Source organism: Pseudoduganella flava, from assembly GCF_007830495.1.
Lineage (GTDB): Bacteria > Pseudomonadota > Gammaproteobacteria > Burkholderiales > Burkholderiaceae_D > Rugamonas > Rugamonas flava.
In genome coordinates this window covers 102,601-129,420 of the sequence record NZ_VLKW01000014.1, presented here as the reverse complement: position 1 = coordinate 129,420, position 26,820 = coordinate 102,601, and the positions used below count along the sequence as shown (strand labels likewise).

Annotated in this window: 22 protein-coding genes; 17 read left to right on the top strand and 5 right to left on the bottom strand. The window is 69.5% G+C overall.

Annotated features, from left to right (window positions below; translation table 11 throughout):
• Window positions 1–196: 196 nt before the first annotated feature.
• Window positions 197–946, top strand: coding sequence for a helix-turn-helix domain-containing protein (locus tag IP92_RS27430; protein WP_199271833.1), 750 nt, complete (start codon window positions 197–199; stop codon window positions 944–946).
• Between the two features lie 42 nt (window positions 947–988).
• A complete protein-coding gene (locus tag IP92_RS27425; RefSeq protein ID WP_145881371.1) occupies window positions 989–2,500 on the top strand; it encodes an FAD-dependent monooxygenase in 1,512 nt (503 codons plus the stop codon).
• Between the two features lie 10 nt (window positions 2,501–2,510).
• On the opposite strand, the gene IP92_RS27420 is transcribed toward IP92_RS27425, so the two are convergent.
• Window positions 2,511–4,607, bottom strand: a complete 2,097-nt coding sequence (locus tag IP92_RS27420) for a TonB-dependent receptor (protein WP_145881369.1) — start codon at window positions 4,605–4,607, stop codon at window positions 2,511–2,513.
• Between the two features lie 81 nt (window positions 4,608–4,688).
• Complete coding sequence (locus tag IP92_RS27415) at window positions 4,689–5,072, bottom strand: DUF2946 domain-containing protein (protein WP_145881368.1); 384 nt, start codon at window positions 5,070–5,072, stop codon at window positions 4,689–4,691.
• A 58-nt stretch (window positions 5,073–5,130) separates the two neighbouring features.
• Between IP92_RS27415 and IP92_RS27410 the strand changes: the two genes are divergently transcribed.
• A complete protein-coding gene (locus IP92_RS27410) occupies window positions 5,131–5,520 on the top strand; it encodes a hypothetical protein (RefSeq protein ID WP_145881366.1) in 390 nt (129 codons plus the stop codon).
• Window positions 5,521–5,542: 22 nt separating this feature from the next.
• On the opposite strand, the gene IP92_RS27405 is transcribed toward IP92_RS27410, so the two are convergent.
• The gene (locus tag IP92_RS27405; RefSeq protein WP_145881364.1) at window positions 5,543–6,307 is read right to left on the bottom strand and encodes a GntR family transcriptional regulator; all 765 of its coding nucleotides are present in this window, start codon (window positions 6,305–6,307) and stop codon (window positions 5,543–5,545) included.
• A 237-nt stretch (window positions 6,308–6,544) separates the two neighbouring features.
• On the opposite strand from IP92_RS27405, the gene IP92_RS27400 reads away from it, so the two are divergent.
• From IP92_RS27400 to IP92_RS27355, 10 genes are all read left to right on the top strand, one after another.
• Complete coding sequence (locus IP92_RS27400; protein WP_145881362.1) at window positions 6,545–9,007, top strand: TonB-dependent receptor; 2,463 nt, start codon at window positions 6,545–6,547, stop codon at window positions 9,005–9,007.
• A 30-nt stretch (window positions 9,008–9,037) separates the two neighbouring features.
• Window positions 9,038–10,135 carry a BMP family lipoprotein gene (locus tag IP92_RS27395; RefSeq protein WP_229419002.1) on the top strand — a complete coding sequence of 366 codons (1,098 nt, stop codon included), beginning with the start codon at window positions 9,038–9,040 and terminating at the stop codon, window positions 10,133–10,135.
• Entirely contained in the window at window positions 10,132–11,715 is a 1,584-nt protein-coding gene (locus IP92_RS27390) for an ABC transporter ATP-binding protein (RefSeq protein ID WP_145881360.1), read from the top strand. The genes IP92_RS27395 and IP92_RS27390 overlap by 4 nt, the downstream gene beginning before the upstream one ends.
• A complete protein-coding gene (locus IP92_RS27385; protein ID WP_145881358.1) occupies window positions 11,712–12,794 on the top strand; it encodes an ABC transporter permease in 1,083 nt (360 codons plus the stop codon). Before IP92_RS27390 ends, IP92_RS27385 begins: the two co-directional genes overlap by 4 nt.
• Window positions 12,791–13,759, top strand: a complete 969-nt coding sequence (locus IP92_RS27380; RefSeq protein WP_145881356.1) for an ABC transporter permease — start codon at window positions 12,791–12,793, stop codon at window positions 13,757–13,759. Before IP92_RS27385 ends, IP92_RS27380 begins: the two co-directional genes overlap by 4 nt.
• Window positions 13,756–14,808 (top strand): ADP-ribosylglycohydrolase family protein, encoded by a 1,053-nt coding sequence (locus IP92_RS27375; RefSeq protein WP_229419001.1) that lies wholly within the window; start codon window positions 13,756–13,758, stop codon window positions 14,806–14,808. Before IP92_RS27380 ends, IP92_RS27375 begins: the two co-directional genes overlap by 4 nt.
• A gap of 57 nt (window positions 14,809–14,865) precedes the next feature.
• Window positions 14,866–15,762 (top strand): PfkB family carbohydrate kinase, encoded by an 897-nt coding sequence (locus IP92_RS27370; protein ID WP_158206831.1) that lies wholly within the window; start codon window positions 14,866–14,868, stop codon window positions 15,760–15,762.
• Window positions 15,759–16,676, top strand: coding sequence for a nucleoside hydrolase (locus IP92_RS27365; RefSeq protein ID WP_145881352.1), 918 nt, complete (start codon window positions 15,759–15,761; stop codon window positions 16,674–16,676). Before IP92_RS27370 ends, IP92_RS27365 begins: the two co-directional genes overlap by 4 nt.
• On the top strand, window positions 16,673–17,743 hold the full coding sequence (locus IP92_RS27360) for an esterase-like activity of phytase family protein (RefSeq protein WP_158206832.1): 1,071 nt from the start codon (window positions 16,673–16,675) through the stop codon (window positions 17,741–17,743). The genes IP92_RS27365 and IP92_RS27360 overlap by 4 nt, the downstream gene beginning before the upstream one ends.
• Before the next feature lie 113 nt (window positions 17,744–17,856).
• The gene (locus tag IP92_RS27355) at window positions 17,857–22,428 is read left to right on the top strand and encodes a hypothetical protein (protein ID WP_145881347.1); all 4,572 of its coding nucleotides are present in this window, start codon (window positions 17,857–17,859) and stop codon (window positions 22,426–22,428) included.
• An 80-nt stretch (window positions 22,429–22,508) separates the two neighbouring features.
• Here IP92_RS27355 and IP92_RS27350 read toward each other — a convergent pair whose 3' ends face one another.
• Window positions 22,509–23,456: a phytanoyl-CoA dioxygenase family protein gene (locus tag IP92_RS27350; RefSeq protein WP_158206833.1), complete on the bottom strand. Its 948-nt coding sequence runs from the start codon at window positions 23,454–23,456 to the stop codon at window positions 22,509–22,511.
• A 91-nt stretch (window positions 23,457–23,547) separates the two neighbouring features.
• Window positions 23,548–23,958 (bottom strand): hypothetical protein, encoded by a 411-nt coding sequence (locus tag IP92_RS27345; RefSeq protein WP_145881343.1) that lies wholly within the window; start codon window positions 23,956–23,958, stop codon window positions 23,548–23,550.
• Window positions 23,959–24,180: 222 nt separating this feature from the next.
• On the opposite strand from IP92_RS27345, the gene IP92_RS30045 reads away from it, so the two are divergent.
• The 4 genes from IP92_RS30045 to IP92_RS27335 all read left to right on the top strand — a co-directional run bounded on the left by IP92_RS30045 (window position 24,181) and on the right by IP92_RS27335 (window position 26,649).
• Entirely contained in the window at window positions 24,181–24,342 is a 162-nt protein-coding gene (locus tag IP92_RS30045) for a hypothetical protein (protein WP_158206834.1), read from the top strand.
• A 79-nt stretch (window positions 24,343–24,421) separates the two neighbouring features.
• Window positions 24,422–24,634 carry a hypothetical protein gene (locus IP92_RS27340; RefSeq protein WP_145881341.1) on the top strand — a complete coding sequence of 71 codons (213 nt, stop codon included), beginning with the start codon at window positions 24,422–24,424 and terminating at the stop codon, window positions 24,632–24,634.
• A 9-nt stretch (window positions 24,635–24,643) separates the two neighbouring features.
• On the top strand, window positions 24,644–24,799 hold the full coding sequence (locus IP92_RS30040; RefSeq protein ID WP_158206835.1) for a hypothetical protein: 156 nt from the start codon (window positions 24,644–24,646) through the stop codon (window positions 24,797–24,799).
• Window positions 24,800–24,999: 200 nt separating this feature from the next.
• Complete coding sequence (locus tag IP92_RS27335) at window positions 25,000–26,649, top strand: hypothetical protein (RefSeq protein WP_145881339.1); 1,650 nt, start codon at window positions 25,000–25,002, stop codon at window positions 26,647–26,649.
• Window positions 26,650–26,820 lie beyond the last annotated feature (171 nt).

The following is a 26,820-nucleotide window of genomic DNA, read 5'->3' as shown; positions in this document are numbered from 1 at the left end:
GGGCTCTCCGAATCGCCATTTTGCTGCCGCTTGCGGCAGCTTCGCGCGCCGAGGGCGCGCGGCACATGCGCCTTCTTTCGCTTCGCTCAGACGCCCCCGCTATCGCATATCCTTCCCCTTCGCCACGCCCACGAACGCCCAAACCATGAACCCCCGGCACCGCGAATTCCCCCCGCCCGCCCCGCTGCGGGACGCCGTGAAATGCCTCTGGTACGATCGCCGCGACGCGCCACCGGAAGGAGCGGACCTTCACGTCCTCCCGGACGGCTACGCGGAAATCATCTTCCACTTCGGCGGCGCTTACCTGGCACCGGGGCACCCGCTGCCGTCACCCTGTATCGTCGGCCTGCTCGCCGAGCCCCTGAAGCTGCACGCGCGCGGCCGCCTCGACATCCTGGCCGTCCGCTGCTATCCATGGGCCGTATTCGACCTGCTGGGCATCCCGCCCGAGACGGCCGGCGTACGTGCCCTGGCGCACCCGATCGCCGAGCTGCAGCCCACCCTGGCACGCCGCATCCACGAAGATCGAATCGACGTGGCCGTCGCCGACCTGGCGGCGTACCTGCTCTCCGCCCAACCCCGCCTGGACTCGGTCCTGTCGCGTGCCGGTGCCGCCCTGCGCGACGGGCACGGCACGCTGCCCGTGCGCGACGTCGCCGCGGCCGCCCATGCGACCGTGCGCACGCTGGAGCGCAAGTTCCGCCGCTCGTCCGGCCACACGGTGAAGGACATCTCGAGCCTGATGCGCTTCGAGCAGGTGCGTAACCGGCTGGTGCTGCAGCCGGCCGCGAACCTGGCCGCGCTGGCCCGCGAACTGGGTTATACGGACCAGTCGCACCTGCACCGGGAATTCAAGCGCTTCAGCGGCACGACGCCCGCGGCGTTCGCGCGGCGGCAGCGCGTCGCGCCGATTTTGTCGCATTCGTACAAGAGCGGCCCACCCTGACACCGGTACTGTTGCGGGCAATTCAACGACCTGTCCGAGAGCATGACCCACACACACATCCCATCCACCCACGACGTCGCCATCGCCGGCGCGGGCCCCGTCGGTCTCTTCCTCGCCTGCGAACTGGCGCTGGCTGGTTGCACCGTCCTCGTGCTGGAACGGGCGGCAACGCCCGATTCGCCGTTCAAGCAACTGCCGTTCGGCATGCGCGGCCTGTCGTCGACGAGCGTCGAAGCGCTGGACCGGCGCGGCCTGCTCGATGAACTCGAGGTTCCGCAACGCGTCGCCGATCCGCACAGTCGTCCGCCCGGCCCGGTCGCGCGGCGCCAGGCCGGCCACTTCGCCGGCATCCCGTTCCACGCCGAAGACATCGATGCCGCGCGCTGGCAACGGCCGCCGGCGTCCACGCCAACCAGCCTGCTGGCGGAGATGGCCGAACTGGAAGCGGTACTGGAACGCCGCGCCGGCACGCTCGGCGTGCACATCGTACGCGACACAACCGTCACCGGATTCGACGAAACCGCGCAAGGACTTGTGGTGCATACCACTACCGGATCCATCGCGGCCCAGTGGCTGGTCGGCTGCGACGGCGCCCGCAGCGCCGTGCGCCGCGCCGCCGGTATCGACTTCGCCGGCACGGAGCCCGAGTTCACGGGATGCACGGCGCTGGTCGACCTGGCCGGAGCACCGTTGGAACCGGGCCGCAACGTGACGGAGCGGGGTATGTACTTCCAGTCCCAGCCGGGCTACGTGATGCTGCAGGACTTTGACGGCGGCGCGTGGCACGACAGCGGCGAACCCGTCACGCGCGAGCGCCTGCAGCAGGTGCTGCGCAAGATTGCCGGCATCGATGTCATGGTCAAGCACGTGCACCGCGCCACCACGTGGACGGACCGCGCCCGCCAGGCAGCTACCTACCGCAAGGGGCGGGTGCTGCTGGTCGGCGATGCCGCCCACATCCACTCGCCGCTGGGCGGGCAAGGGCTGAACCTGGGCCTTGGCGATGCGCTGAATCTGGGCTGGAAGCTGGCGGCGACGATCCGCGGCGCTGCGCCGCCGGGCTTGCTGGATACCTACCACACCGAGCGGCATCCGATCGGCGCCCGAGTACTGGACTGGTCCCGCGCCCAGGTCGTGCTGATGCGGCCCGCGCCGGCCGAGCGTGCACTCCGCGAGATCGTGGCAAGCCTCGTCGGCACGCGCGACGGCAGTACGTATGTCGCCGGACGGGTCTGGGGCATCCATACCCGCATCGACGTCGGGTGCGATCATCCGCTGGCTGGCCGCAGTGCGCCGAACTTCGTGTCCCAGAATGGCGCCACACTGGCCACCGCCCTGCGCGATGGGCGCGGCGTGCTGGTCGACGCGGGCGGCGATGAGGCCCTCGCAGCCTGGGCGCACGCCCACCGCGACCAGGTGCACTACATGATGTCGCCGAACCCGCCGGGCGTGCGCGCGGCGCTGGTGCGGCCCGACGGCATCGTGGCCTGGGCGACCGACGATGCCGTCGATGCGGCCGCATTCCATGCCGCCGCGGCGCGCTGGTTCGTGTGACGCCGGGCAGTTACAGGTCGATCACCAGTCCGACGTCCAGCGAACGGCCATATCCCGGCAGCGGTTGCAGTGCGCCGCCGTAGCGCTTCAGGCCGGACAGGTACACACCACCCAGCGGATCGGCATACTGGCGGTCGAACAGGTTCGTCACGCCGGCCGACAGCCGCACGTTCTTGCGCAACTGGTATGCCGTGCGTACGTTGAACAGCGTGTAGCCACCGGTTTCCGGCTCGAAGCGGCGCGCGTCGACGTTGTCCTTGCGGGCGACGATGCGGGCTTCCAGCTGGTTCGTCCACGCGCCGCGCACGTGCTCCAGTGTCAGGAGCGTATTGAACGGCATGATGCGATACAGGTCGCCGTCATCGGTGCGCTTGCCGCGCGTGAACGCCGCGTTGCCAGTGAACTTCAGCGCATCCGCGCCGTCCAGCAGCGGTACGCTCCACGACAGGTTGGCGCCGTACAGCTTCGCGTCATGGTTCGCAAAGCGCAGCAGCGCGCCGGTGGCGGCCTTCTGCATGTACGGATTGAACGTGCCGATCGTGTCGACGTCGATGTAGTCCCGCACGCGGGTGAAGTAGGGGTTCAGCTTGACGAACCAGCGGGCCTGTTCGCTGTCGTGCCAATGGGCCGTGAAGCCCAGCGTGTACGCCGTCTCGCGCTTCAGGTCGATGTCGCCGACATAGCCGTTGCCGTCGCCGAACCAGTTCGTCATCGTCATCGCCATCGTGCCGCGGCCCCAGGAATAGCGCTCGTACAGGTTCGGCGAGCGGGTCTTGCGTGCCGCGGCCAGCTCGTAGGTGCTGGTGGCATCCGCATCGAAGCGGGCCAGCGCCGTCACGTCCAGGTTGCCGTCGCGCTTGTAACGGTCGCGCGCGTTGAACGCCTTGGCGGCCGCCGCGTCGGCGGCGTTCATCATGTTCGTCGAATACGGCTGCACGGCGCCGGCATCGGTGCGCACGGACTCCCAGCGCGCGCCCAGCAGCGACGTCCAGCGGTCGTTGTGACGGGTTTCCGCTTCGCCGAAGAAGGCCAGGCGGTCGCGCCGGCCGTCGTTGACGTTCACGTACGTCTGCGGCCCCATCATCATCGAGCCCGGCACGGCAGGCCAGAAGTCGTCGAGCCGGAACGTGTGCAGCTCGTGGCCGACGCGCAGCTCGCCGCCGTCGCGCCACGGCAGCGTGGCCTTGACCGCGTAGCCGGCATTGCGGCCATGCGTCACCATCGGCATCGTGCCGGTGCGCTCCGGCGTGAAGAAGCCCATCTCGTGGTCCGTCTTCTGCCAGTAGGCGTTCGCATCGAGCCTGCCCCAGCCGAACTTGCCGAGGTACTGGATGCTGGCGGACTTGCCGGTGTTGTCCGTCATGTCCATGTACTGGTTCGGGAAGCCCTGGTAGGGGATGCGCTGCACGCCGACGCGCACGGTCAGTTGCTGGTCGGCGTCGCGCAGGCCCAGCACGGCGGACTGGTTGATGCTCTCGAACAGGCTGCCCAGCACCGCGTCGCCGTTGCCGTCCTCGTAGCTGTGGCCGCGCGCATAGGCGGCGCTGTAGCCGAAGCTCACGCGCTCGCTGGCGACGGTCGCGGCGATGCCTGCGTTGACGCCGTCGTTGACGGTGCGCCCGCTGAGCGACAGCCGGCCGGTGGTCAGCGTGCCGGCGCCCGGGGCTGCGAAGCGGGGCGACGCGGAGTGCACGGTGATCGTGCCGCCGATGCTGTCGCCGCCGGCGCTGACGGGCGTGACGCCGGCGATCGCATCGATGCGGCTCACCTGGCTGGGATCGATGTACGACATCGGCGGATTCATGTGATTGGCGCAGGCGGACGTCACCTCCATGCCGTCGACGCGGATCTTCAGGCGGTCGTCGGCGAGGCCGTTCAGGACCGGCAGGCCGGATACGCCGCCGCCTTGCGCGACGCTGTAGCCCGGTGTATCGCTGAGCAGCGTGGCCGCATCGCCGCTGCCCGTCGGGGGCTGGCGGAAGCCCTCGGCAACGCCGGGGACGACGACAACGTGGCTGGGGTCAATGGCGCCTTCGTCGGTGGCGCGGGCGGGGGCGATCGCGGCAAGGCAGCCCGCGATGGCGATGTACATCGGCAGTCGTTTCATGATCTGATCTTTCAGTAGGCGCGAGGGTGCGCGGACGCCGCCGCACTGACGGCGTCATGTATCGGTGTGATGGAGGGAAGATCAGATGCGGGCCGGCGGCGCGCGAGGGTGAAACGCCGTCCACGGGAACAGCGGACGAGCGGCCTGGTAGAACAGGGCGGGGTGGCCGTCGCGCAGCGGCACGGCGGTAAAGGCAAGCGGGGCGGACGGCGGCAGCGCCGGCGCATGGCCGTGCGTGACGCACGACGAACAATGCTTGAGCAGGTGATCGATCGCGCCGTGCGCGCCGCCCTGCTTGGCCGGCGCCATCGGCTGCGCGCCGTTCATCGAGCAGATCTCCATCGCCGGCAGGGCCGGCCGGGCGCTGGCCACCGCCTCGGAAGCGACCGGGGCGAGGGCGCCAAACAACATCGCCAGCAGGGCGATCCAGACGTGCAGCACGCGTTGTTTGGCAAGCTTGACCATACACCGATTATAGCGACGGGAGGAAAAGCGCGTCCATGAAGCGGAGGATGTACATCCGATGCTTTACCCTACCCGTCTTTTTGCCTATATTGGTACGACGCGGCGCACGCCGCCATCTGATGTGCGAAGCAGCTCTTTGACGATCAAACCGCAAGCCGGCGCAGGTCGCGGGGACCGGCCGCCGGCCGGCAACCAGAACAGGGAGGCGACGATGAAATGCTCAACGGCCGTACAACTTCTCGGTGGGATGCTCGAAGTGTTCCAGCGGCTCCCGGACGGCGACGACAAGACCAGGATGGCCGAGGCGGCGGTGGCGCTGAGGGAAGTGCTGCCGGACTTGCTGGACGATTCCGAGGACCGGGGCGGCTTCCTTGATTTCGTCGACAAGGCACGGCAACCGCTGAGCGCCGCGGACTACTACAAACTCGACAAGAAACTGCCGGCATAGCGCCAGCCGCCCCGGCTCGCGCTCAGCCCAGGCTCCACTTGTTCACCCGCGTCTTGTAGCGGTAACTGGGCACGTAGCGCATCTCGCAGTATTCGATCGGCTGGCGCCGGTCGGACAGCGTGACCCGTTCGCACGCCAGCAGCGGCGAGCCCGCAGCCACCTTCAGCAGCGCCGCCTCGTCGGGCTGGGCGGCCACTGCGCACAGGCTTTCCAGGCATTCGCACGGGCGCACGCCCAAGTCTTCGATCAGCAAGCGGTACAGCGAACCCTTCGCTTCCAGTTCGCGGCGCACGATCGTCGCGCCGGGCGGCAGGCGCAGATACGAGTCCTGCAGGCCGACCGGCACCCCGTTCAACAGGCGCAGGCGGCGCAGCCGCACCAGCGCCGCATCGGGCTCCGTCTGCAGCAGGCTGGCCAGCGCCATCGTCGCCACCGCCGGTTCCAGCAGCAGGATCTGCTGGCCCGGCACGCCGCCGCGGCGGTGCGCATCGTCCGTGAAGCTGTCGAGAAAGCGCGACATCTGGCGCACCGATTCGGGCGCCACGAACGTGCCCCGCCCATGGTCGCTATAGACCACGCCTTGTTCCTCCAGCAGCCGGATCGCCTTGCGCACCGTGTCGCGCGACACGCGGAACGACGCGGCCAGGTCGCGTTCGGCCGGCAGCGGCTCGTTGGCCCCGTAATGGCCGCCTTCGAGCTGATGCTGCAATGTCGCCGCCAGCTGGCGGTACAGGGGCCCGCCGCCGGGCAGCAGCAGGCCATGCTTGTCGCTTGATTTGTGTTCCATCGCCTCGCTTTCCACTATACTGCGATGCTACCACACCATGTGGTACGTACCATTTATTACAACTGCATGACACGCCCAGCGCGAAATGACATCGTAACGGCCGAATCCATGACATTTGGCGCGATGTAGCAAATAACGCTTGAGTAGTGGTACGTACCACATTATTCTTTCGATGAGCCGCCGCACCGCCACGCCGGTGCGGCCGGCAAGCAAACATCGATCTGACTGGGGGATATCGTGTACAAGCAAGTGGGCATGCTGGCCGCAAGTTCGGCGGCACTGATGCAATATGGCGTGGCAATGGCGCAGACGGCGCCGGCACAGGACGACGCGGCACCGACCGTCGTTGAAGTCACCGGGCAGTTGCTCGGCAAGGGCGAGGCGCGCGCGAACAGCGTGATCGACGAGGCAACCATCAAGGCGCAGCCGGCCGGCCTCGATCCGCTCAAGCTGCTCTCGCGCGTGCCGGGGCTGCAGGTCAGCTCCAGCGATGCGCTGACGGGCAGCTTCTCGATGCGCCTGTCGATGCGCGGTCTGAACAAGGAGCAGATCGGCGTCTCCGTGGACGGCATCCCGAACGGCTCGACCCTGTCGAACGGCGGCACGATGCCCACCCGGCTGCTCGACCCGGCCAACCTGTCGCGCGTCGAGGCCAGCCAGACGGCCGGCGACCTGGGTACGCCGTCGAACCAGGCGCTGGGCGGCTACCTCGACTTCCGCACCCGCGATCCGAGCAAGCAGCGCGGCGCCGAGATCGAACTCTCGGGCGGCAACTACGGCTACCACCGCGGCTTCGTGCGCATCGATACGGGCAAGTCCGCATCCGGCACCAGCGCCTACATCGATTATTCGCAATCGGGGGTACGTACCTGGCCGGGCGACGAATCGGGCAAGAACCACCGCCGCCACGCCGACCTGCGCGTGCTGCAAGACCTCGGCAACGGTTCCAGCGTGCGCGCCACCGTCAGCTACAACAAGTTCTCCGACAACGACTACGACGCCGTCGCACTGCGCGCCATTGCGGCGCCATTCTACAAGGCCACGTTCGAAGGCAATCCCGATACGGACGGCCTGACCGATACGTGGACCGGTAACCCGGCGCTGGACCAGAACTACCGCGGCACGCGCGGCATCAACAGCGAGGACGTGCTGGCCCACATCGACTGGACGCAGCGCTTCGGCGAGACGGGCAAGTTCACGCTGAAGCCCTATATCCATACGCAGGAAGGCAACGGCTGGTTCTACGTGCCGTACCGCCAGTTGCCGGCGGACGGCAAGGTGTACAGCGCCGTCGCGCCGGGCAAGGCGCCGACTGCCACCGTGCAGGAGTGCTACGCGAACCAGTACCAGCGCACCGCCACGGGCGCGCTGGTGCCGCTGGCCGCCGTCGCGTTCCCGGCAGGCGTGTCCGCCGCGTCGCTGAAGGCGGCAGGCTGCCCGGCCGCGGCGAAGTACGCGATGAATCCGCAGGCCGCCTGGGGCGACCGGGAAGCGACCACGCGCCGCAGCGACAACGACATCAACCGCCGCGGCGTGCTGGGCGAAGTGGCGATGACGTTCGGCGGCAACCACCGCGTGCGCGTGGGCGGCTGGTATGAGCACATCCGCCGCGCCAAGATCCGCAACTGGTTCGGCGTGACCGATCCCGCCGCGGGCAGCGCCTACGAGGAAAGCGCGCTGTACTCGATCACGCAGGACCGCCACTACCGCTCGAACACGGCGATGGTGTATGCGCAGGACCGCATGATGTTCCTGGACGAGCGCCTGGAACTGGACGTGGGCGCCACCTACCAGCGCTTCCGCGAAAGCTATGCGTCGCCGGTCGAATTCGCCGGCGAGCGCTCGCTGCGCGTGTCGTCCGGCCTGCTGCCGAAGCTCGCCGCCCTGTACCGCATCAGCGACGAGCTGGAGGTGTTCGCCAGCGGTTCGAAGAACTTCAGCGCGATTCCCGACAGCGTGTTCGAAGGCACGGCCGCCGTCGACGCGCGCAAGGGTATCCAGCCCGAGACGGCGATCGCCAAGGATATCGGCCTGCGCTGGCAGCGCAACGGCTACGGCCTGGGCATCAGCGCCTACGACATCGACTACCGCGACCGCATCTCGATCCAGAACGGCAATCCGAACGGCGACATCTTCTCGCGCGACGCGACGACGACGTTCGCCAACCAGGGCGGCATCAGCTCGCGCGGCATCGAGATCACGGGACGGATGACTGGGGCGCAGTACGAGCTGTACGCGAACTATGCGTTCAATCGCGCCAGATACGACGCCGATACGCCATTCGAAGGCATCCATGCGGGCGACCCGGTGCTCGGTGCGCCGCGCCACAGCGCCTTTGCCGAAGCGGTGTGGCGCCCGGCCCAGCCGTGGCGCCTCGCCGTGAACGCGAAGTACACGGGCCGCGCCGCCGGCACCTATGGCGACGTGGTCAACACCGTCATCACCGGCGGCCCGGCGACGTACCCGCGCGAATACATGCCTGCCTACACCGTGGTCGGCGTCGCCGTCAGCTGGCGGCCACGCCTGGGCATGACGTGGCTGCGCGACAGCGAGATCGCGTTTAACATCGATAACGCATTCGACAAGCGTTATCTCGGCGGCCTCGGTGCCGAGCTGACGACGTCCAACCCGCTGACGTCCGGCCGTTACTTCCTCGGCAGCCCGCGCACGTTCTTCCTGACGCTGCGCTCGCGCTTCTGACGGACGCCAGCCAACCGCGAAGGAGCATCGGTGCAGTGGAAGGAACACGCCAGCAGGCTGGCGGCTAGGGGAGCGTGGCTGGTGTTGCTGGCCGCGCTGCTGTATGGACTGAATGGCATCGCGCATAGTCTCGACACGCGCGCAGGCGGTACGCGCCTGCGCGTGGCGCTGTTCGTCAACGGCACGCTGGGCGACAAGTCGTTCTTCGACGCGGCCGCGCGCGGCGTGGGCACGGCGGCGGCGCAGCTGCCGCTGACGGCGCGCATCGTCGAAGGCGGCACCGATCCCTCGCGCTGGCAGGCGGCATTGACGGACCTGGCCGACAGCGGCGACTACGACGTCGTCATCGCCGGCACGTTCACGATGGTGCCGTACGTCGAAAGCCTGGCGGCACGCTTTCCGGCCACCCGCTTCATCGTCTATGACGCCACCGTCGACTACGCGCGCTGCGGCTGCCGCAACGTGTATTCGATGCGGTTCCGGCAGAACGAGGGCGCGTACCTGGCGGGATTCCTCGCCGCGCGGCTGATGCGGCGGGGCTTGCCCGGCGTGCCGGCGGGCAGCGGCGCCGGCATCGTCGGCGGCATGCAGTTCCCCGTCATCGAGGACTTCATCGCCGGCTTCACGGGCGGTGTGCGCGCCGCGGCGCCAGGCCTGCCGCTGCAGACACAGTATGCCAACGCGTTCTCCGATCCGGCGGCCGGCAAGGAGATCGCCAGGATCCAGTACGGCCGCGGCGCCGGCGTGATCTTCCACGCGGCCGGCGCGACGGGGCAGGGCGTCAACGAAGCGGCCGAGGAGGCGCGGCGCTACGCGATCGGCGTGGACATGGACCAGTATGCGTTGTACCAGGCGCAGCATCCGGCGCGCGCCAAGGCCATCGTCACGTCGGTGCTGAAGGACGTGGATGTGGGCCTGGTGCGCGCGTTGCGCCTGACGCTGGACGGCAAGCTGGCGTATGGCCAGGTCGAGTCGCTGGGACTGAAGGAGGGCGGCGTGCGTCTGGCGCCCCATTCGGCTGTGATGGATGCGCTGCCGGCGGACCTGCGCGCGGAGCTGGACGTGCAGCGCGACGCGATCGTCGCCGGCCGCGTCAAGGTGCCGACTGCGTTCGGAGGTGCGCAATGACGGCCTGGCGCCTGGAGGCGCGCGGGCTGACGAAACGTTATCCGAACGGCGTGCTGGCAAACGACGGGGTGGACCTGCGCCTTGCGCGCGGCGAAATCCACGCGCTGATCGGCGAGAATGGCGCCGGCAAATCCACGTTGATGAAGATGCTGTATGGCCTGGAACAGCCGGATGCCGGCGCGATCCTGCTGGACGGCCTGGCCGTCACGCTGCCGGAACCGGCGACGGCGATCGCGGCCGGCATCGGCCTCGTGCCGCAGCACGTACAGCTGGTACCGTCGTTCTCCGTCGCGCGCAACGTTGTGCTGGGTGCGGAGCCGCGCCGTGGCCTGCTGCTGGACCACCGCGCCGCGGCCGATGCGGTGCGGAGCCTGTCCAGCCAGTACGGGCTCGCCGCCGATCCGGGCGCCATGGTCGGCACGCTGTCGCTGGGCGAACAGCAGCGCGTCGGCATCCTGAAGGCGCTGTACCGCGGCGCCGACCTGCTGATGCTCGATGAGCCGGGCGCCGTGCTGAGTCCCGACGAAAGCGCAGCGCTGTATCGCTCGTTGCGCGCGTTGACGCGCGATGGCTTGAGTGTGCTGCTGATCACCCACAAGATCGCCGACGTGCTGGACGTGGCGGACCGCTACACGGTGCTGCGCGGCGGCCGCGTGGCGGGGCAGGGCAGCGCCTCCACGGCCACCGCCGCACGCGTGACCGAATTGATTGCCGGCGCGACGTTGGCGCCTGTGTCGCGGCCATCGGCCGGATCACGTCGCACGCCCCGGCTGCGTGCCGAAGGCCTGGTCTTGCGCGGCACCGCGGCCACCGCGCTGGCGGACGTCACGCTGGACGTGGCGCCCGGCGAGATTCTCGGCATCGCCGGTGTCGAAGGCAATGGCCAGAGCGCGCTGGCGCGGGTGCTGGCGGGTGCCGCGCCAGACGCGGGCACGGTCACCGTGGACGGCGTGCCGTACACGGGCCTTGGCGTGCGTGCGGCCATCGGGCATGGCGTCGCGGCCGTGCCGGAAGACCGGCTGCACGATGGCGTCGCGCCGGACTTGTCGATCGCCGAAAACGCCATCGCCGCGACGTATCGGGCGTGGCCGCTGTCGCGACATGGCTGGTTGCGGCCCGGCGCCGTGCAGGCGTTTGCCGCCGACGTGCTGGCGCGCTTCGGCGTGCGTGCGGCCGGTCCGGACCAGGCGATCGGTGCGCTGTCCGGCGGGAACATGCAGAAGATCGTGCTGGCACGTGCACTGTCCTCCAATCCGCAGGTGCTGATCGCATGCCAGCCGACGCGCGGCGTGGACGTCGGCGCGGCCGACTTCCTGCGCCGCCAGTTGCTGGCGCTGCGTGCATCCGGCGGCGCCATCGTGCTGATCTCGGCGGACCTGGACGAGATCCTAGCGCTGTCCGACCGCATCGCGGTGATGGTTCGCGGCCGCATCGCCGGGCACTTCAGCGGCGCGGACGCGACGCCGCAACTACTGGCCGCCTACATGACGGGCGCACGCAGCCAGCCGGACGCGCGCGCCTGCGGCGATGCGCCGTTCGCGGTGCCCGATGCAAGCGGCACGTGGAAGGAGGCGCTATGAACCATTGGCTGCCTGGACCGGAGGCGCGGCGCACCTGCGCGGCCGTCGCCGTCGCGCTGCTGGCCGGTCTTGCGCTGATCGCCTGCGTCAGCCGCGAGCCGCTGCGCGCGTGGCTGATCCTGTTGACCGGTCCGCTGCCCGAGCTGCGTGCCGACGCCGATGGCTGGCACTGGCACCGCCTGGTGCGCTTCGGCACCGTGCTGGAAGACACCGTCAGCCTGACGTTCCTTGGCCTGGCCGTGCTGTTGCCGCTGCGCGCGCGCCAGTTCGCGCTGGGTGCCGATGGCCAGATGTTCCTGGGCGCGCTGGCCGCCTGCGCCATCAGCCTTGCGGTCGGCGGACCGGCCTGGCTCGTGCTGCCGCTGGCCTGTGCCGCCGCGATGGTGGCCGGCGCGCTGTGGGGCGGTGTCACCGGCGTGCTGAAGCTGCGCTGGGGCGCCAACGAACTGGTGGTCAGCCTGATGCTGAACCTGATCGCCGTCGAGTTCTACCGGCTGGCCGTGCTGCGCTGGCTGCGCGATCCCACCGCCGGCTTCCAGGCCACGCCGGCGCTGCCGGATGCCGCGACGTTGGCGCCGCTGCTTGCCAACACGAACGTCACGTGGATGCTGCTCGCGGCGCCACTGGCCGCGTATGCAACCGTCGTACTGCTGCAGCGGACCACGCTGGGCTACGAGATCCGCGTGACGGGCAGCGCGCCGGCATTCGCGGCGCAGTTCGGGCTGCCGGTGCGGCGCGCGTTGCTGCTGTCGATGATGCTGGGCGGTGCGTGGGCGGGCCTGGCCGGCTTCCACCTCGGGAACGCGCTGCTGAAACGCCTGCCCGTCGACCTGACGCCGGGCCTGGGCCTGGAAGGCTTGCTGGTCGCGCTACTGGCGCGCCACGAGCCGCGCGCCATCGTCGGCGCCGCGCTGTTCTATGCGTGGCTGCGCGCCGGCGGGCAGGCGATGGAACGCAGTACCGATGTGTCGCGCGAGATCGCCATCGTCATCCAGGCGCTGGTCATCCTGCTCGTCGTCGCGCGGCGCTGGCCGCTGCCGGCGCGGTTGCGCGGCCTGTTCGCGGGAGCGGCGCGATGACGGCCGGGATCGAATTCGCCGGCTGGGCCGGCACGTTGGTCGTCGTGCTGCTGGCCGTGCTGCGCGCCGCCACGCCCGTGCTGTACGCGGGGCTGGGCGGGCTGCTGTCCGAACTGGGCGGCAGCATCAACGTGGCACTGGAAGGCATCATGCTCGTTGCCGCGTTTGCCGGCGTGATGGGCACGGTCTATCCGCCCGCCTGGCTGCCGCCCGCGTGGCTGCCGTGGTGGGGCGCGTTGTGCGGGCTAGCATCCGCTCTGGCGCTGGCGGGGCTGCTGGCCTTCCTGCACCTGGCTTGTGGTGCGGACCTGATCGTCGCCGGCATCGCACTGAACCTGCTGGCCGCCGGGCTCACGGTGTTCCTGCTCGTCGAGCTGACGGGCGACAAGGGCTCGACGGCGGGCATCGCCACGCCGGCGCTGCCGTCGCTGCACATCGGCGGGCTGCAGGACTGGCCGCTGCTCGACCTGCTCGTCAACGGCGAGGGCAGGCGCGGCCAGCACGTGCTGCTGCTGGGCGCCCCCGTCTGCGCCGCGCTGCTGTGGGCCGTGCTGGTGCATACCCGGCTCGGTGCGTGGCTGCGCGCTGCCGGCGAAAACCCGGCAGCGGCCCATGCGGCCGGCATTCCCGTCGCCCGGATGCGCTGGCTCGCGCTGCTGGGCAGCGGCCTGCTGGCCGGCCTGGGTGGTCTGTACCTCAGTATGGGGTACCTGACGCTGTTCCAGGCCGACATGACGGCCGGCCGCGGCTTCCTCGGCCTGGCGGCCGTGTTCCTGGGCCGGCGCAGCCTGGCCGGCACCGTGCTGGCGGCGCTGCTGTTCGGCGCGGTCGCGGTCGCGGCGAACCGGCTCGGCGCCACCGCGCTGCCGCCGCAGCTCGTCTACATGCTGCCGCCGGCCATTACCGTGCTGGCGCTGGCCCTGTCCGGCCGGCGCCGCTCTCTCCAGACAAAGGACTTATCTTGACACCCGAAACACTGCAGGACCGCATCTACGCATCGCTGGCGCTGGCCGGCATGGGCGACGCGCTGGGCGCGCCCACCGAACAATGGACGATCGCCGAGATCGCCGCCGCGCATGGCGGCCTGGTACGGGGCTTCGTCCAGCCGCCGGACGACACGTTCGCCGGCGCCAACCACGGCTTGCGGGCCGAGGTCACGGACGACGCGAGCCAGATGTACTACCTGGCCGAGGCACTGATCGCGGCCGACGGCACACTCGATGAGGCGGGCTGGGTCGCCTGCCTGCTGCGCTGGGCCGACACAAGCCCGAAGGCCGCGTTCATGGGGCCCAGCACGGCCGGCATCGTGCAGGCGCTGCGCGAGGGGCGGGACCCGGCCGGCGTCGGCGTCATCGGCACGTCGCAGCGCAAGATGACGACGGTCGGCGTCACCAATGGCGCTGCGATGCGCGTCGCGCCGGCTGGCCTGCTGCATCCGGGCCGCATTGAGGCCGCCTGCCGGCAGGCGTTCGTCACGTGCCTGCCGTCGCACGACACGGACGTCGCCATCTCGGCCGCCTGTGCGATCGCGGCTGCCACGTCGCGCGCCGTCGCGGGCGCCCAGCTGACGGAGGTGCTGGACGCGGCACTGCAAGGCGCATGCATCGGCGAGGCCCTGGCGCGCGACGCGGCGCGGGTCGTGGCGGGCCCCAGCTTCCTGGCCCGCACGCAGATGGCGCTGCGCATCGCTGCCGAAGCGCACAGCGATCTGGCGTTCCTGCAAACGCTGGAACGGGAAGTGGGCAATTCCGTGCATGCGGCCGAATCGGTGCCGGCCGCGCTGGGCGTGCTGGCGTACGCGCAGGCCGACCCGCTGCGCACGATCTCGCTGTGCGCATCGGTGGGCAACGACACCGATTCGATCGCCACGATGGCCGGCGCGATCGCCGGCGCGATGGCCGGCACCGCCGCGCTGCCGCAGGACCTGCTGGCCGAATTCCGGCAGGTGAACGCCGCCTACCGGCTGGACGACATGGCGGCCGGGCTGGCGCGGCTCGCCGTCCGCAACGCGTAAGCTGGTCTGTGAAGCGGCTGCGGTATGCTGGCGCACCACGACGATAGAGGAGGGCGGATGGTCATCGTATTCGGTTCGATCAACCTGGACATCACGGTGCCGGTAGCGCGCGCACCCTCGGCCGGTGAAACGGTGCTGGGCGGTGCGGCCGTGCAGGGCGGCGGCGGCAAGGGCGCCAATCAGGCACATGCCGCGCGGCGTGCGGGGGCCGATGTCCATTTATTCGGTGCCGTCGGCGCCGATCCGCTGGCCGCTGCCGCGCTGGCCCAGCTGGAACGGTCCGGCGTGGCGCTGCACGTGCGCCCCGTGCCCGGCCAAGCCACCGGCATGGCGCTGATCACGCTGGAGGAATCGGGCGAGAACCGCATCGTCGTCGCACCCGGCGCGAACTTCGCCGCGCGTGCGACAGACGTCGACAACGCGCTGCTGGGTCCCGATACCATCGTGCTGCTGCAACTGGAAGTGCCGCTGCACGAAACGCATGAACTGGCGGCGCGCGCATGGCGAGCAGGTTGCCGCGTGATGCTGAACGCATCGCCGCTGCGGCCCGATGCGCTGCCGGATCTGGCATTCCTGGACACGGTCATCGTCAACGCGCTGGAACTGGCGCAGCTGACGGGCGAGAGCGGTGCGCCGCTGCAGGTCGCGCTGGAACTTGCGCGTGTGCGCAATATCGACGTGCTGCTGACCCAGGGCGCGGCCGGTGCCGTGCTGGCCCGGCCGGACAGCAGCCACGTCGCGGTGCCGGGTTACCCCGTGACCGCCGTTGATACCACCGGCGCCGGCGACACGTTTGCCGGCGTGTACGCCGCAGCGTGTGCGGCCGGCGCATCGGCGGAAGTCGCGCTGCGCCGCGCCAACGCGGCCGCCGCGCTGTGCTGCACAGGCCTGGGCGTGCAGGGCGCGCAGCCGGACAGCGCCGCCATCGACATCTTTTTGGAGAACCACGCATGAAACACAAGGTGATCATCGACTGCGATCCGGGCATCGACGACGCGCTGGCACTGCTGCTGGCGGCCGGCCTGCCGGACCTGGACCTGCTGGCCGTGACGACGGTGGCGGGCAACCGCCCGGCCGACATCACGGCCATCAACGCCCGCCGCATCCTCGATCTGGCCGGCCGCCACGACGTGCCGGTGCACGCGGGGGCGGCACGTCCGCTGGGCCATGCGGACGCGCGCTGCAACCTGGTGCATGGCGAGGATGGACTGGGTGGCGTCGTGCTGCCGCAAAGTGGGCAGGTGGCGCCGGAGCACAGCGCGTTGCGGCTCGTGCAGCTGCTGGCCGAGCATCCGCCGGGGACGGTGGAGCTGGTGGCCACGGGGCCGCTGACGAATCTCGCCCTGTGTGAAGCGCTGGCGCCGGGCAGCCTGGCCCGCGCACGCCACGTGCTCGTGATGGGTGGCGCGCTGCGCGTGCCGGGCAATATCACGCCGGCCGCCGAGTTCAATTTCTATTCGGACCCGGTGTCCGCCCAGATGGTGCTGGACGCCGGCGCGAACCTGCTGCTGTTCCCCCTCGACGTGACAAGCCAGGCGGTGATGCATCCGGAATGGATCGCGGCGTTCGGCGCTGCGGACAATGCGTGCGGCCGTGCTGCGGGGGAGATGCTGGCCGCGTATGCCGAACTCGATCCGCTGCTGCACGATGCCTGCCCCGTTGCCTGGCTGGCCGACCCGGAACTGTTCAGCGGCCAGCGCTGCCACGCGGCGGTGGACTGGCGTGACGGCCCCACGGCCGGCCACGTGCGCGCCTGGTTCGGCGAACGTGACGACGCGCCCGGCCCCGCCAACATGCAGGCATTGCTGGCGGTGCGCAACGACGAGTTGCTGGCCCTGGTGGCGGCTGCGATCGCGCGTCTGCCGTGAACCGCGCGCTGGCGGCGGGCCTGGCCCTGCTGGCCGGCTCCGCGCCGGTGCCTCCGGCGCACGATGTCGCGCTGCACCTGGTCGGTACGTACCAGATCGGCCAGGCCGACGGCTTCGGCGGCATCTCCGGCATCGACTACGATGCGCGGCGGGACGAGTGGCTGCTGGCGACGGACGACCGCGGCGAGCATGGCCCGGCGCGCTACTGGCGGGCCCGCATCGGCTATGACGACGTTGGCGTGACAACCGCCGATATTGGCGCGGCCACGCCATGGCGCCAGCAGGGCGGCGGAGCCTATGCGGCGCGCAGCCAGCCCGGTCTCGTGGCGGACATCGAAGCGCTGCGCATCGATCCACTGGACGGCACGCTGTGGTACGCCAGCGAAGGCGATCGGGCCGCCCGCATCCCTTCGTTCATCCATCACGCCAGCCGGGACGGTGCTTATCTTGGCGAGGCACCGCTGCCGCAGCGCCTGCGCATCCAGCCCGACTGCGCATGCGGCGGCCGCAGCAACGTCGGGCCCGAGGGACTGGCGTTCACGCCCGATGGCGGCGCGCTGTGGGTGGCGATGGAAGGGCCGCTGATCGAGGACGGGCCGCTGCCGGATGCCACGCATGGCGCACTGGCACGGCTGACGTTGATGTCGCGCGCCGGCACCGTGCTTGCCCAGTACGCATACCCGCTCGACCCGGTGCCCGGCGGCGCGGGACCGGCCGACAACGGCATCTCCGAGATCCTCGCGCTGGACGCGCAGCGCCTGCTGGTGCTGGAACGTTCCGGCCGGCGCGCAGGTGGGGGCTTCGTGTTCGACACGCGGCTGTACGTCGTCGACGTGGCTGGCGCGCAGCCCGTGCCGGCCGATGCGCCGCTCGATCCGGGCAAGGCGAGGCCGCTGGGGAAGTGGCCCGTCACGGGCTACCTGGTCCCATCCGGCTGGCAGGACAACTACGAAGCGATGGCGTGGGGCCCCCGCCTTGCCGATGGCCGGCGCACGCTGGTTGTCGCGTCGGACAACAACTTTACAGGCGCGCCGACGCGCCTGCTGATGTTTGTATTAGCGAATTGAGGTGCACTGCGCGCCAGGCGTAAAAACTTTCATGTTGGAACCGGAATGCTGCACTGCGTCACTCAACAGGGCAATCTTGTTTGCGCAAACATCCACCAACACGAGAGGAAGTCATGTTCTCAATCGGATCGAACAAGCCTGCCCACCAGGCCGAGAATTACGAACTGCGCGACACGCGCCCAGCCGCGCCGGCGGGCGAGGACGCCACCTCGCAACCGTCCGGCGCGCGGCCGCACCAGGGCGGGCGGGCCGTGCAGCTGGTGCTGCGCCAGCACGCGCCGCAGGAGGAGGGCGAGTCGTCCGCCGTCGGCAGCAGCGCGCACAAGGCGCCCGAGCCGGACGACGTCGAAGCGACGATCGTCAGCCCGGGCGTGATCGCCGCCGCGGCCGACCTGGCGACGACGCCGGCAGACAACGCCGCGAGTGCCGCCTTCCACCGCGCCAAGCGCGAGATGGGCAGCACGCGCGAGGCGCTGGACGCCGCCGTGGCGGAACTGGGCGGGCGCTACGTGCGCTCGCAATCGGCCGGCGTGCCGCTGGCGTCGCTGAACGACCATGACGGCGTGCTGGTGCTGCCGTTCGCGAACCGGCACATGACCGTGACCGAGCACCTGGCCGTCGTCAAGGACAAGGTGTCCGTGCCGGGCAGCGCGGAGCCGGAGGAGCGCTACTTCGTCAAGGGATACGCCAACCGGCTCGTCAGCCTGAAGGAGCTGAAGGCGTTCAATGCGGCCGACCATGACGGCAAGCCCGATGGCGAGCGGATGGAGACGAGCTTTCGCACGCACCTGATGGAACTGTCGCGCGCCTCGCAGCTGATGGCGCGCCGCACGGCGCAGGAATCGGAAGGCGTCGTGATGCCGGTGCCGCCGAACGCGATGCCGTTCCCGCGCCGCGTCACGTGGGCCAACGCGGAGAACTACATGGCGGCCGGCTTCGGCGGCCGGCCGCTCAACGCGCAAGGGCGGGGCAGCCCGTTCGACGCCGGCTATGCCGACTACAACGCGATCGAGAACCGCCTCGTGATCTTCCTGACGGACGCCGCCGAGCACGAGAAGGCGCACCCGCAGCAGCAGCGCCGCGGCAAGCACGTGCCGGCCAGCGTGAACATCGAAGGCAGCGTCGTCGCCGAGCTCTCCGGCATCGCCAGCGTCGAGACGATGGGGCCGGTGGGCACGCCGGGCGTCAAGCTGGCCGGCCTGCGCAACTTGCTGCACCATGCCCCGTCCGGCCTGCACCTGCGCATCACGACGGAGGACGGTGCCGTGCACGACCTGCGCTACACGGACAACGGCCTGAAGATGCGGCTGGTGTACCCGAAGGAGCCGGGCGTGGACATGCTGGCGCCGCTGGACAATGCGCATACCAGCCTGTATTCGTACCAGGGCCGTTCCACCGGCGTGTTCGGTTCCGTCGAAGGGTTCAGCAATCCGGAGATCGTGCTGTCCACCGGCGAGGCGCTGCTGGCCGGCCCGCTGATGGTGGACCGTACCAGCCTGCTGGGGCATGCCCGGGCCGGCGGCAAGCTGCTGCTGAACCTCGTCACGCTGGACCCGGCGATCGGCGCGCGCGATGCGCGCGTGATGGCGGCCCTGAACACGGCCGTGAAGGCCGTCTGCACCGCCGCTTCCGTGTGGGCATTCACGCACCTGATCAATTCGCAGCGCGACGAGCACACGCACGCGCTGCTGCCCGGCGCGCGTCCCTTCACCGGTGGCGGCGCGGGTGTCGTCGATGCCGTCACGCTGGCCAAGGCCATCGGCGTGACGGTCGTCGTGCAAAGCGTGCTGACCCCCGTGTTCGCATTCCTGCAGCAGAACCTGCTGAAAGATTCGTGGAAAAGCCGCGAGACGGTCGGCGGCCAGCTGTTCAACGAAGGCGCCGTGCCGTACGCCACCGAGTTCACGCGGCTGCTGTTCAACTACGGCATCCAGAAGCACATGGGGCTGCCCCGCGGCGACGGCCACGACGTGGCCACGCTGGTCGGCGTGGCGGGCCTGCTCACGGCCAGCAACGCGGTGATGGGGCGCGCCGGCAACCGCGAAAACCACCCGGCCGCGCGCATGGTGGCGGACACGGTGAACTTCTTCATCGGCGACCTGCTGCTGCGTTCCCTCGGCGCCGTGGCAGGCAACCCCACGACGCGCCACGACATGACGCAGCGCGACTACCAGGAAGCGTTCGTGACCCGCATGGCCACGCGCGGCTTCGACAAATGGCTGGCGCCGATCCTCGTGACGGCGCTGAGCGCGGCCGGGCTGCTGGGGCCGAACAACAATGTGGTGGACGACCAGGTCAGCCGCGAGGCCCGCTACAACGGCGTGGCGATGTCGCTGCAGGACTTCGGCCGCTCGCTGTCGACGGCCGGCACGAAGCTGCTGAAGAAGGGCGACGCGAAGCTGGAAGACGTCGAATGGCTGGCCGGCGCATTGCACAGCACGGGCATGTTCATCGAGGACTCGCACAAGAAGCTCAACCGCATGATGATGGCGGCGCAGCCGGGCGACGCGGCGGAGCTGCAGCGGGTGCAGGATGCCGCCGGCTTTGCCGACCTGGATGCCGATGCCCAGGTGGCCTACCTGGAGCGCATGACGGAGCGGTTCAACGAGATGGTGGAGGCGACGCTGCCGACGGCGCAGCCCGGGCCGTCGTCCGCCGCTGCCGCTTCCGCCGCCCCTGCCCAGCCGGGCACGCAACCCGTCTCGAACAGCCGCGCGCAGCTGCCGCCGGAAATCGAGCCGATGATGAGCCGCCTGATGAACGAGTTCGTCGAGGGGCACGACCGCCACGGCCCGAACTACCCGACGGTCGTATCGCCGGACTTCCTCGGGCCGGCGCTGCCGCACGGCGCCGAAGGCAACCGCCGCATCGGCGGCAAGACGGCGCGCGTGCCGCAGGCGCTGACGACGTTTTCCGAGGCGCCGGCGGCGCACATCGCCCGCGTGCACAATGCGATGGAAGGCGTGCGGGGCATGCCGGAAAGCCCGGACGACAGCATGGCCCAGTACCAGCGCCTGTCGGCGCGGATCATCCGCGACATCCTGACGTCCACCGTCAAGTACACGCAGGAATCGGGCTTCTTCCACTACCTGCTGCGCTGGGCGCAAACGGGCCAGCCTTACTTCACCCAGGTGGTGCCGGGCGTGCACCTGACCACGGAGATGATGAACAAGCGCGGTAACGTGGCCGGGGACGAGGACCAGCAGATCTCGCCGCGCGATCCGCTGCTGATCAACCTGGGCGCGCTGCATGCGAAGAAGTTCCCGGCCATCGTGCAACGTGCCGTCGTCACCGATGCCGCGTACTTCGCGCAGACGCCGGATCAGCCGCTGGGCCGCACGATCACCGAGCAGGAACGCATCTCGCTGAGCGAAATCCTGTCGACGACGAGCGCGGAAACGCTGGCCGCCGCCTTCCTTGCCGCGCTGGGCTACGGCGCCGCCGCGGACGAGCGCAGCCTGCGCATCGTGATGAACCAGGATACGGCCGTGAACATCTCGAAGTACACGGAGCTGATGCAGGCCGAGACGATCTCGATGCCGGGCGGGATCTTCGTCGTCAACCGCGTCGACGCGAACCCGCCGGCGCGGCTGAACGCGGACGGCACGCCGGCCGAGAACCTGGGCCAGGTCGTCTACATGAGCCGCGTGAACACCTATGATCTCGAGAACAACTACCGGGAATGGCAGGAGGCCAGGGCACGGGGCGAGACGCCGCCGCTGGCCGACGGCGCGCTCGGTATCGAGCCGGCCAGCGGCCACTTCTTCCGCTACGACAGCAAGAGCAACGACATGACGTTCGTCGTCGCCAGCAAGAACTACTTCCTCGGCACCGAGGTCGAACGCAGCCCGGACCAGCCGGCCCGCTGGCGCTATCCGTACACGTCGCCGGCCAGCCCGCGCGGCATGCTGGACTTCATCAACGCGGCGCTGCTGCTGGACGATCCGATCAAGCCTTACCTGAACGATGCGACCCGCAACATCCACCACGAGGAAGACATGCGGCGCGGCGGCTACTACGACGACGGCAATGCCGTGCGCGCGCGGCATGAAGCGGCGCTGGCCGAGACCCGTACCGCGGCCGGGAAGGCGGCGGCGCAGCTGAACGCGCTGCGCGCCGATACCGTGCTGACGGCGCAGGAAGGCGAGGCCTGCAAGGGCCACCTGCTGGCGAAGGTGGCGGCCGGCGCGCTGCGCAAGCCGCTGCTGATGCTGGAGGTGGGGGCCGATGGCCAGGTGGTGCTGGAGCACGGCGAGCCGAAGAAGCTGGCGACGATCGACAAGACGTGGGACGGCGTCGACCTGCGCTGGGAAAAGGCGGGGCCGACGATGATCGGCGTGGGCCCGAACGGCTTCCACGCGCTGGGCTACCGCGACGGTGTGCTGACCAGCGTGCCGGTGAAGGTGGATGGCGACGGCGCCACGGCGGGCAACCTGCTGCACACGATCATGGCATCGGCCTACCCGAACCCGGCGGGCAGCCGCTACACGCTGCGCAACGGCGCCGTGCGTACCGTCGGCGGCGCGATGGCGCGGCTGCCGGGCATGCGCGACGAAGTGAAGGCCACGTCGGGCCAGCTGCTCGGCAAGCTGCAGGACTTCGCCGGCTCCGACTACGTGCCGCTGCAGTCGTGGCTCAGCACCCAGGTCGGCGGGCAGCCGTATCCGCGGCCGGAAACCGCCTGACGCGCGGCGCGGCCCAGGACAAAGCCCGCCTGGACGGCGGGCTTTTTTGGTGAGCGCAAAAATCAGCGCTAGAAGGCGGTTCATGTGCCGCGCCGGTGCCGCCGCGCAAACGCGAAGATCGCTTCCCACGTCGTGGGGAAGTCGCTCGGGATGCGCTTGTTGTACAGGTCCAGCGCCCCGGCGATCGCTTCCAGCCGGGCTTCGAACGGCAGCGCGAGCGCGGGCCCGAACGGCAACGGCGCGCAGCCCGTCCGTGCTGGGTCCGGGGCGGGCCGGCGCAGGTCGCAATCGGCGCTGCGGAAGTAGATGCCCACGCTGATGCGCGGCGCCGTGGCGCGTGCGCTGCAGCGGCCGCCCCAGTGCAGCACCTGCGTGTTCCAGCCCAGCGCGCTGCCGGCATGCGCGGGCAGCGCGCGGATGTTCTGCCAGTCCTCCAGGCCGAACCGGCCGCCATCCACGTGTTCCGGGAAGTTCGGGTCCAGATGGGCGGGCAGCACGTACATGCAGGCGTTGTCGGGCCCCGCGTCCGTCAGCGGCAGCCACACGTTCACGACGCGCGGGCGGCCGTCGGCGCGCAGGGCGTCGAGCCGCGGCAGGTCGCGGTGCGGGCCCCAGCCGGATGCCCCTTCGGTGGGCGCCACGTGCCAGGCCCAGATATCGGCCGGCAGCAGGCGGTAGCCTTCGCCCAGCAGCGCGCGCAGCAGCGGGTCGAGGCCGGCGAACATGTTCCAGAATTCGTCGTAGACGAGACAGAACACGGGCGGGATGCCGTTGCGTACGAGGTTGTCGACGACGCGCGCCAGCCGTGCCGCGTACGCCGGCGCGATCACCTGCGGCGCGTGGAAGTAACCTTCGCGCACCGTGTCGGCGGCCAGGCGGCCCACGTCGGCGCGGGTCAGCACGGGGAGCGCGGGCGTGTCCGCCAGTGGCCGCCCGGTGATCGTCAGGTCGGGATGCAGCGTGCGCCAGTAGCCGATCTGGCTGGCCGCATGCCGCAGGGGGTGGGCGGATTGCAGGACTGCGATCATGCTGTCTCCGAAAAGACGCGCCCGCCCATTCGGCGGGCGCCGTGTGAAGGGGAGAGGGGCATGGCGGCGCATGGCCGCCACCGCGCGCGGATCAGCCGCCGGTGATGTCCGGCTCTTCCGACGTCGCGCCCTGGTTCTCGCCCGACCCCTTGACCTTCTCCAGCGTCGCGACGTCGACGCCCAGCATGCCGGACAGCTTCTTCAGCTCTTCCGGCGAGATCTTGCCTTCCATGAGCTTCTTCAGCAGATCCATCAGGTCGCCGCCCTCGCCGCCGCCACCGGCGCCGCCCGCGCCGCCGGCACCTTCGCTACCCTTGGCGTTCATGCGGTCCAGCAGCTCCTTGGCCACTTCCAGCTTGGCCTGCGGACCAAGGTCCTTCTGGCCCAGCATGCCGACCAGTTCGTCGTTGGTCTTGTTCTTCAGGCCATCCTTGAATTCCTGGCCGATCTGGCTGTTGTCGACGCTGTAATTAGAGACTCCGGGATTGAAACCGACGTTCATATTGATCCTCGCGATGTGAATACCGGCGCCGCGGGTGCGGCGGCGGACAGCGTGCGCTGTGCGAATGGGTGGAGTTGCGCACCGATCGGTTCCGCAGGCGGGCGCACGCAAAAAATGCGCGAGTGCCGGAACCATCGGCGGGCCGGCGTACACCCATGGATACCGCCACCCAGCATCAACGTTCACGGGGCGGCAACTTCACATCAATCATAGGAGGTTCGCATGGCATTACCAGGAGTAGTTGCAGGAGCAAGCACCGCGGCCACGGCAGACGGTATCGCCACCCAGGAAACGGTGAGTGCCAACGCGTCGCTGATGAACGCCAGCGATATCAAGAACAAGATCGGCAAGAAGGCCGAGGAGAACTCCGCAGGGTATATCTGACCGACGGCGTCACGCGTGCGGGCGTGCCGGCTGCCGCGAGGCGCCGGCGCGCCCGGTTTCATTTCCGTGAGGAGCAAGCATGAGCACTTACCTGAACTCTCTGGGCCAGCCGGGCGAAGCGCGGCCCGGCAAGGCGATGGCACGTACCGCCGCGAATCCGCTCGGCCAGGCGGCGCAGGAAGCCGCCGCGGAAGGCATGCAGTTCCAGTTGTGGGTGGCGCAGCAGGCCTCGGCGCTGACCAAGCTGAAGATCTTCAACTCGATGGCCAAGTCGGTCAACGACCAGCAATAGGAGGGAGCGATGACCGATATCGTGGCAAGGTCCGCGCGCACCGGCACCACGCAAGCGGTGCGGCAGATGGAGACCGTGGCAGCCGCCGCGAGCGATGTGAGCAACGTGGACATCTTCATGAAGTTCGCCAAGAAGGCGGGCGACACGGCGCAGGCCGCGTTGTAACGGGTCCGGGCGACAACCGGGGCGACAACCCGGGCGGGCGATGGAACCACCCGCCGCGATGGCGTGACTCAAGGCCAGGCGGCCCAGGCATCCGGGCCCGCCAGGCCCGGGGGGCCGCGGCCCAGATGGCGCGGCCCTTCATTCATCGAGACCCAACCGGCGCAGCTTTCGCTCGCGGCCGTCATGTCGGAGAAAACCGTATGTCAACGACGATCACCACCACAACCACCACTTACACGAACAACGACCCCGGCACCTTCATCGGCACGCTGCACCTGCGCGGCGGCGATGCTCCGGAAACGCACGACATCGAGCACTGCAACCATGGCCGCGGCGGCAAGGGCGAACTGGCCGACGCGATCGACGACCTGGGCCTGCCGAACTGGCTGAAGGACTTCGTCAAGAACTCGATGGGTGTCGGCGGCGAAGGCGCCAACCTGCCGTCCGACGCCAGCGCGGCCAAGACGATCAACAACTTCCAGAAGGAGCACGACATCGGCCTGCTGTCGATCGACCAGGTCAAGCAGATGGCCGAGACGGGCTACTGCAAGGGCAAGGACGGCAAGACGTTCCAGGTGCCGGAGGAAGTGCAGCTGGCCGCGCAGAAGATGATGGCCAATAACGCCGAACTGTTCAAGAAGCTCGAGTCGGCCACCGACGGCAAGCATGACGGCCAGCTGGGCCAGGGCGACTACGGCAACGCGATCAAGGACGGCACGATCTCGAAGGATGGCGGCGCCGGCTGCGTGCCGCGCGAACGGGGCCTGTCGATGGAGGACTTCATGAACGCCGTCATGAAGGGCAGCATCGCGTCGAGCCGGCCTTCCGAATACGGCGCGGCGAAGACGATCAGCGACTTCCAGAAGGAGCACGACATCGGCCTGTTGTCCGTCGACCAGCTGAAGATGATGGCCGAAACGGGCTATTGCAAGGACAAGGACGGCAACCGCTTCCAGGTGCCGGAAGAAGTGCAGGGCGCGGCGCAGAAGATGCTGGAGGACGACGGCGCGCTGTTCAAGAAGCTCGAGTCGGCCGTCACGGGCAAGCACGACGGCCTGCTCAGCACCGCCGACTTCAGCGAGGCACTGAAGGACGGCACGATCAACAAGGACAGCGGTACCGAAACGGTGCAGACGCCGATCAGCTTCGGCGGCCCGAACGGTCCTGGCGGCACCCCGCAGTTCACGATCGATCTCGGCGGCCCGCAGGGCGCCGGCACCAATGGCGCGCAGCTGCCGTCCGATTCGTCCGCCGCGAAGACGATCGACCAGTTCCAGAAGGACAAGGGCATCGACCTGCTGTCCGTGGAGCAGATGCAGAAGATGGCCGACACGGGCTACTGCACGGGCAAGGACGGCAAGACGTTCCAGGTGTCCGAAGAAGTGCAGAACGCCGCCAAGCAGATGATGGCCAACGACGGCGAGTTGTTCAAGAAGATGGAGTCGGCGTTCAACGGCAAGCACGATGGCCTGTTGAGCCGCACCGACTACAAGTCCGCCGTGGACGACGGCACGATCTCGGGCAACCCGGCGGGTGGCCCGAACGGCACGGGCGGCCCCACGGTGTCCGAGGCCAGCAAGCAGATCACCGACTTCATGAAGGATTCGGGCATCGGCCTGCTGTCGCTGGATAACGTGAAGCGGATGGCCGAGACGGGCTATGCCCGCACGCCGCCGTTCGGCGAGCTGAAACAGGTGCCGCCGGAAGTGCAGGCGGCCGCGCAGAAGCTGATGGAGAACAACGCCGAAGGCTTCAAGCAGCTGGAATCGGCCCGTACCGGCAAGCACGACGGCCTGATCGGCACCGGCGACTACTCCGCCGGCGTCGAGGACGGCACGTTCAGCAAGTAACGACGGAGCGGGCCGCGGCATGCGCGCGGCCCGCGCTTTTCAACCATCCGATGGGAGCAATCGTGAAACACGACGACACCGCGCGTGCGCGCCCCGTGCGCGACAGCCTGGCCCCGCCGGCGCAGCTGGAGGAGTCCTTCCCCTGGCACCGCATCCGGCGCCTCGCCCGCA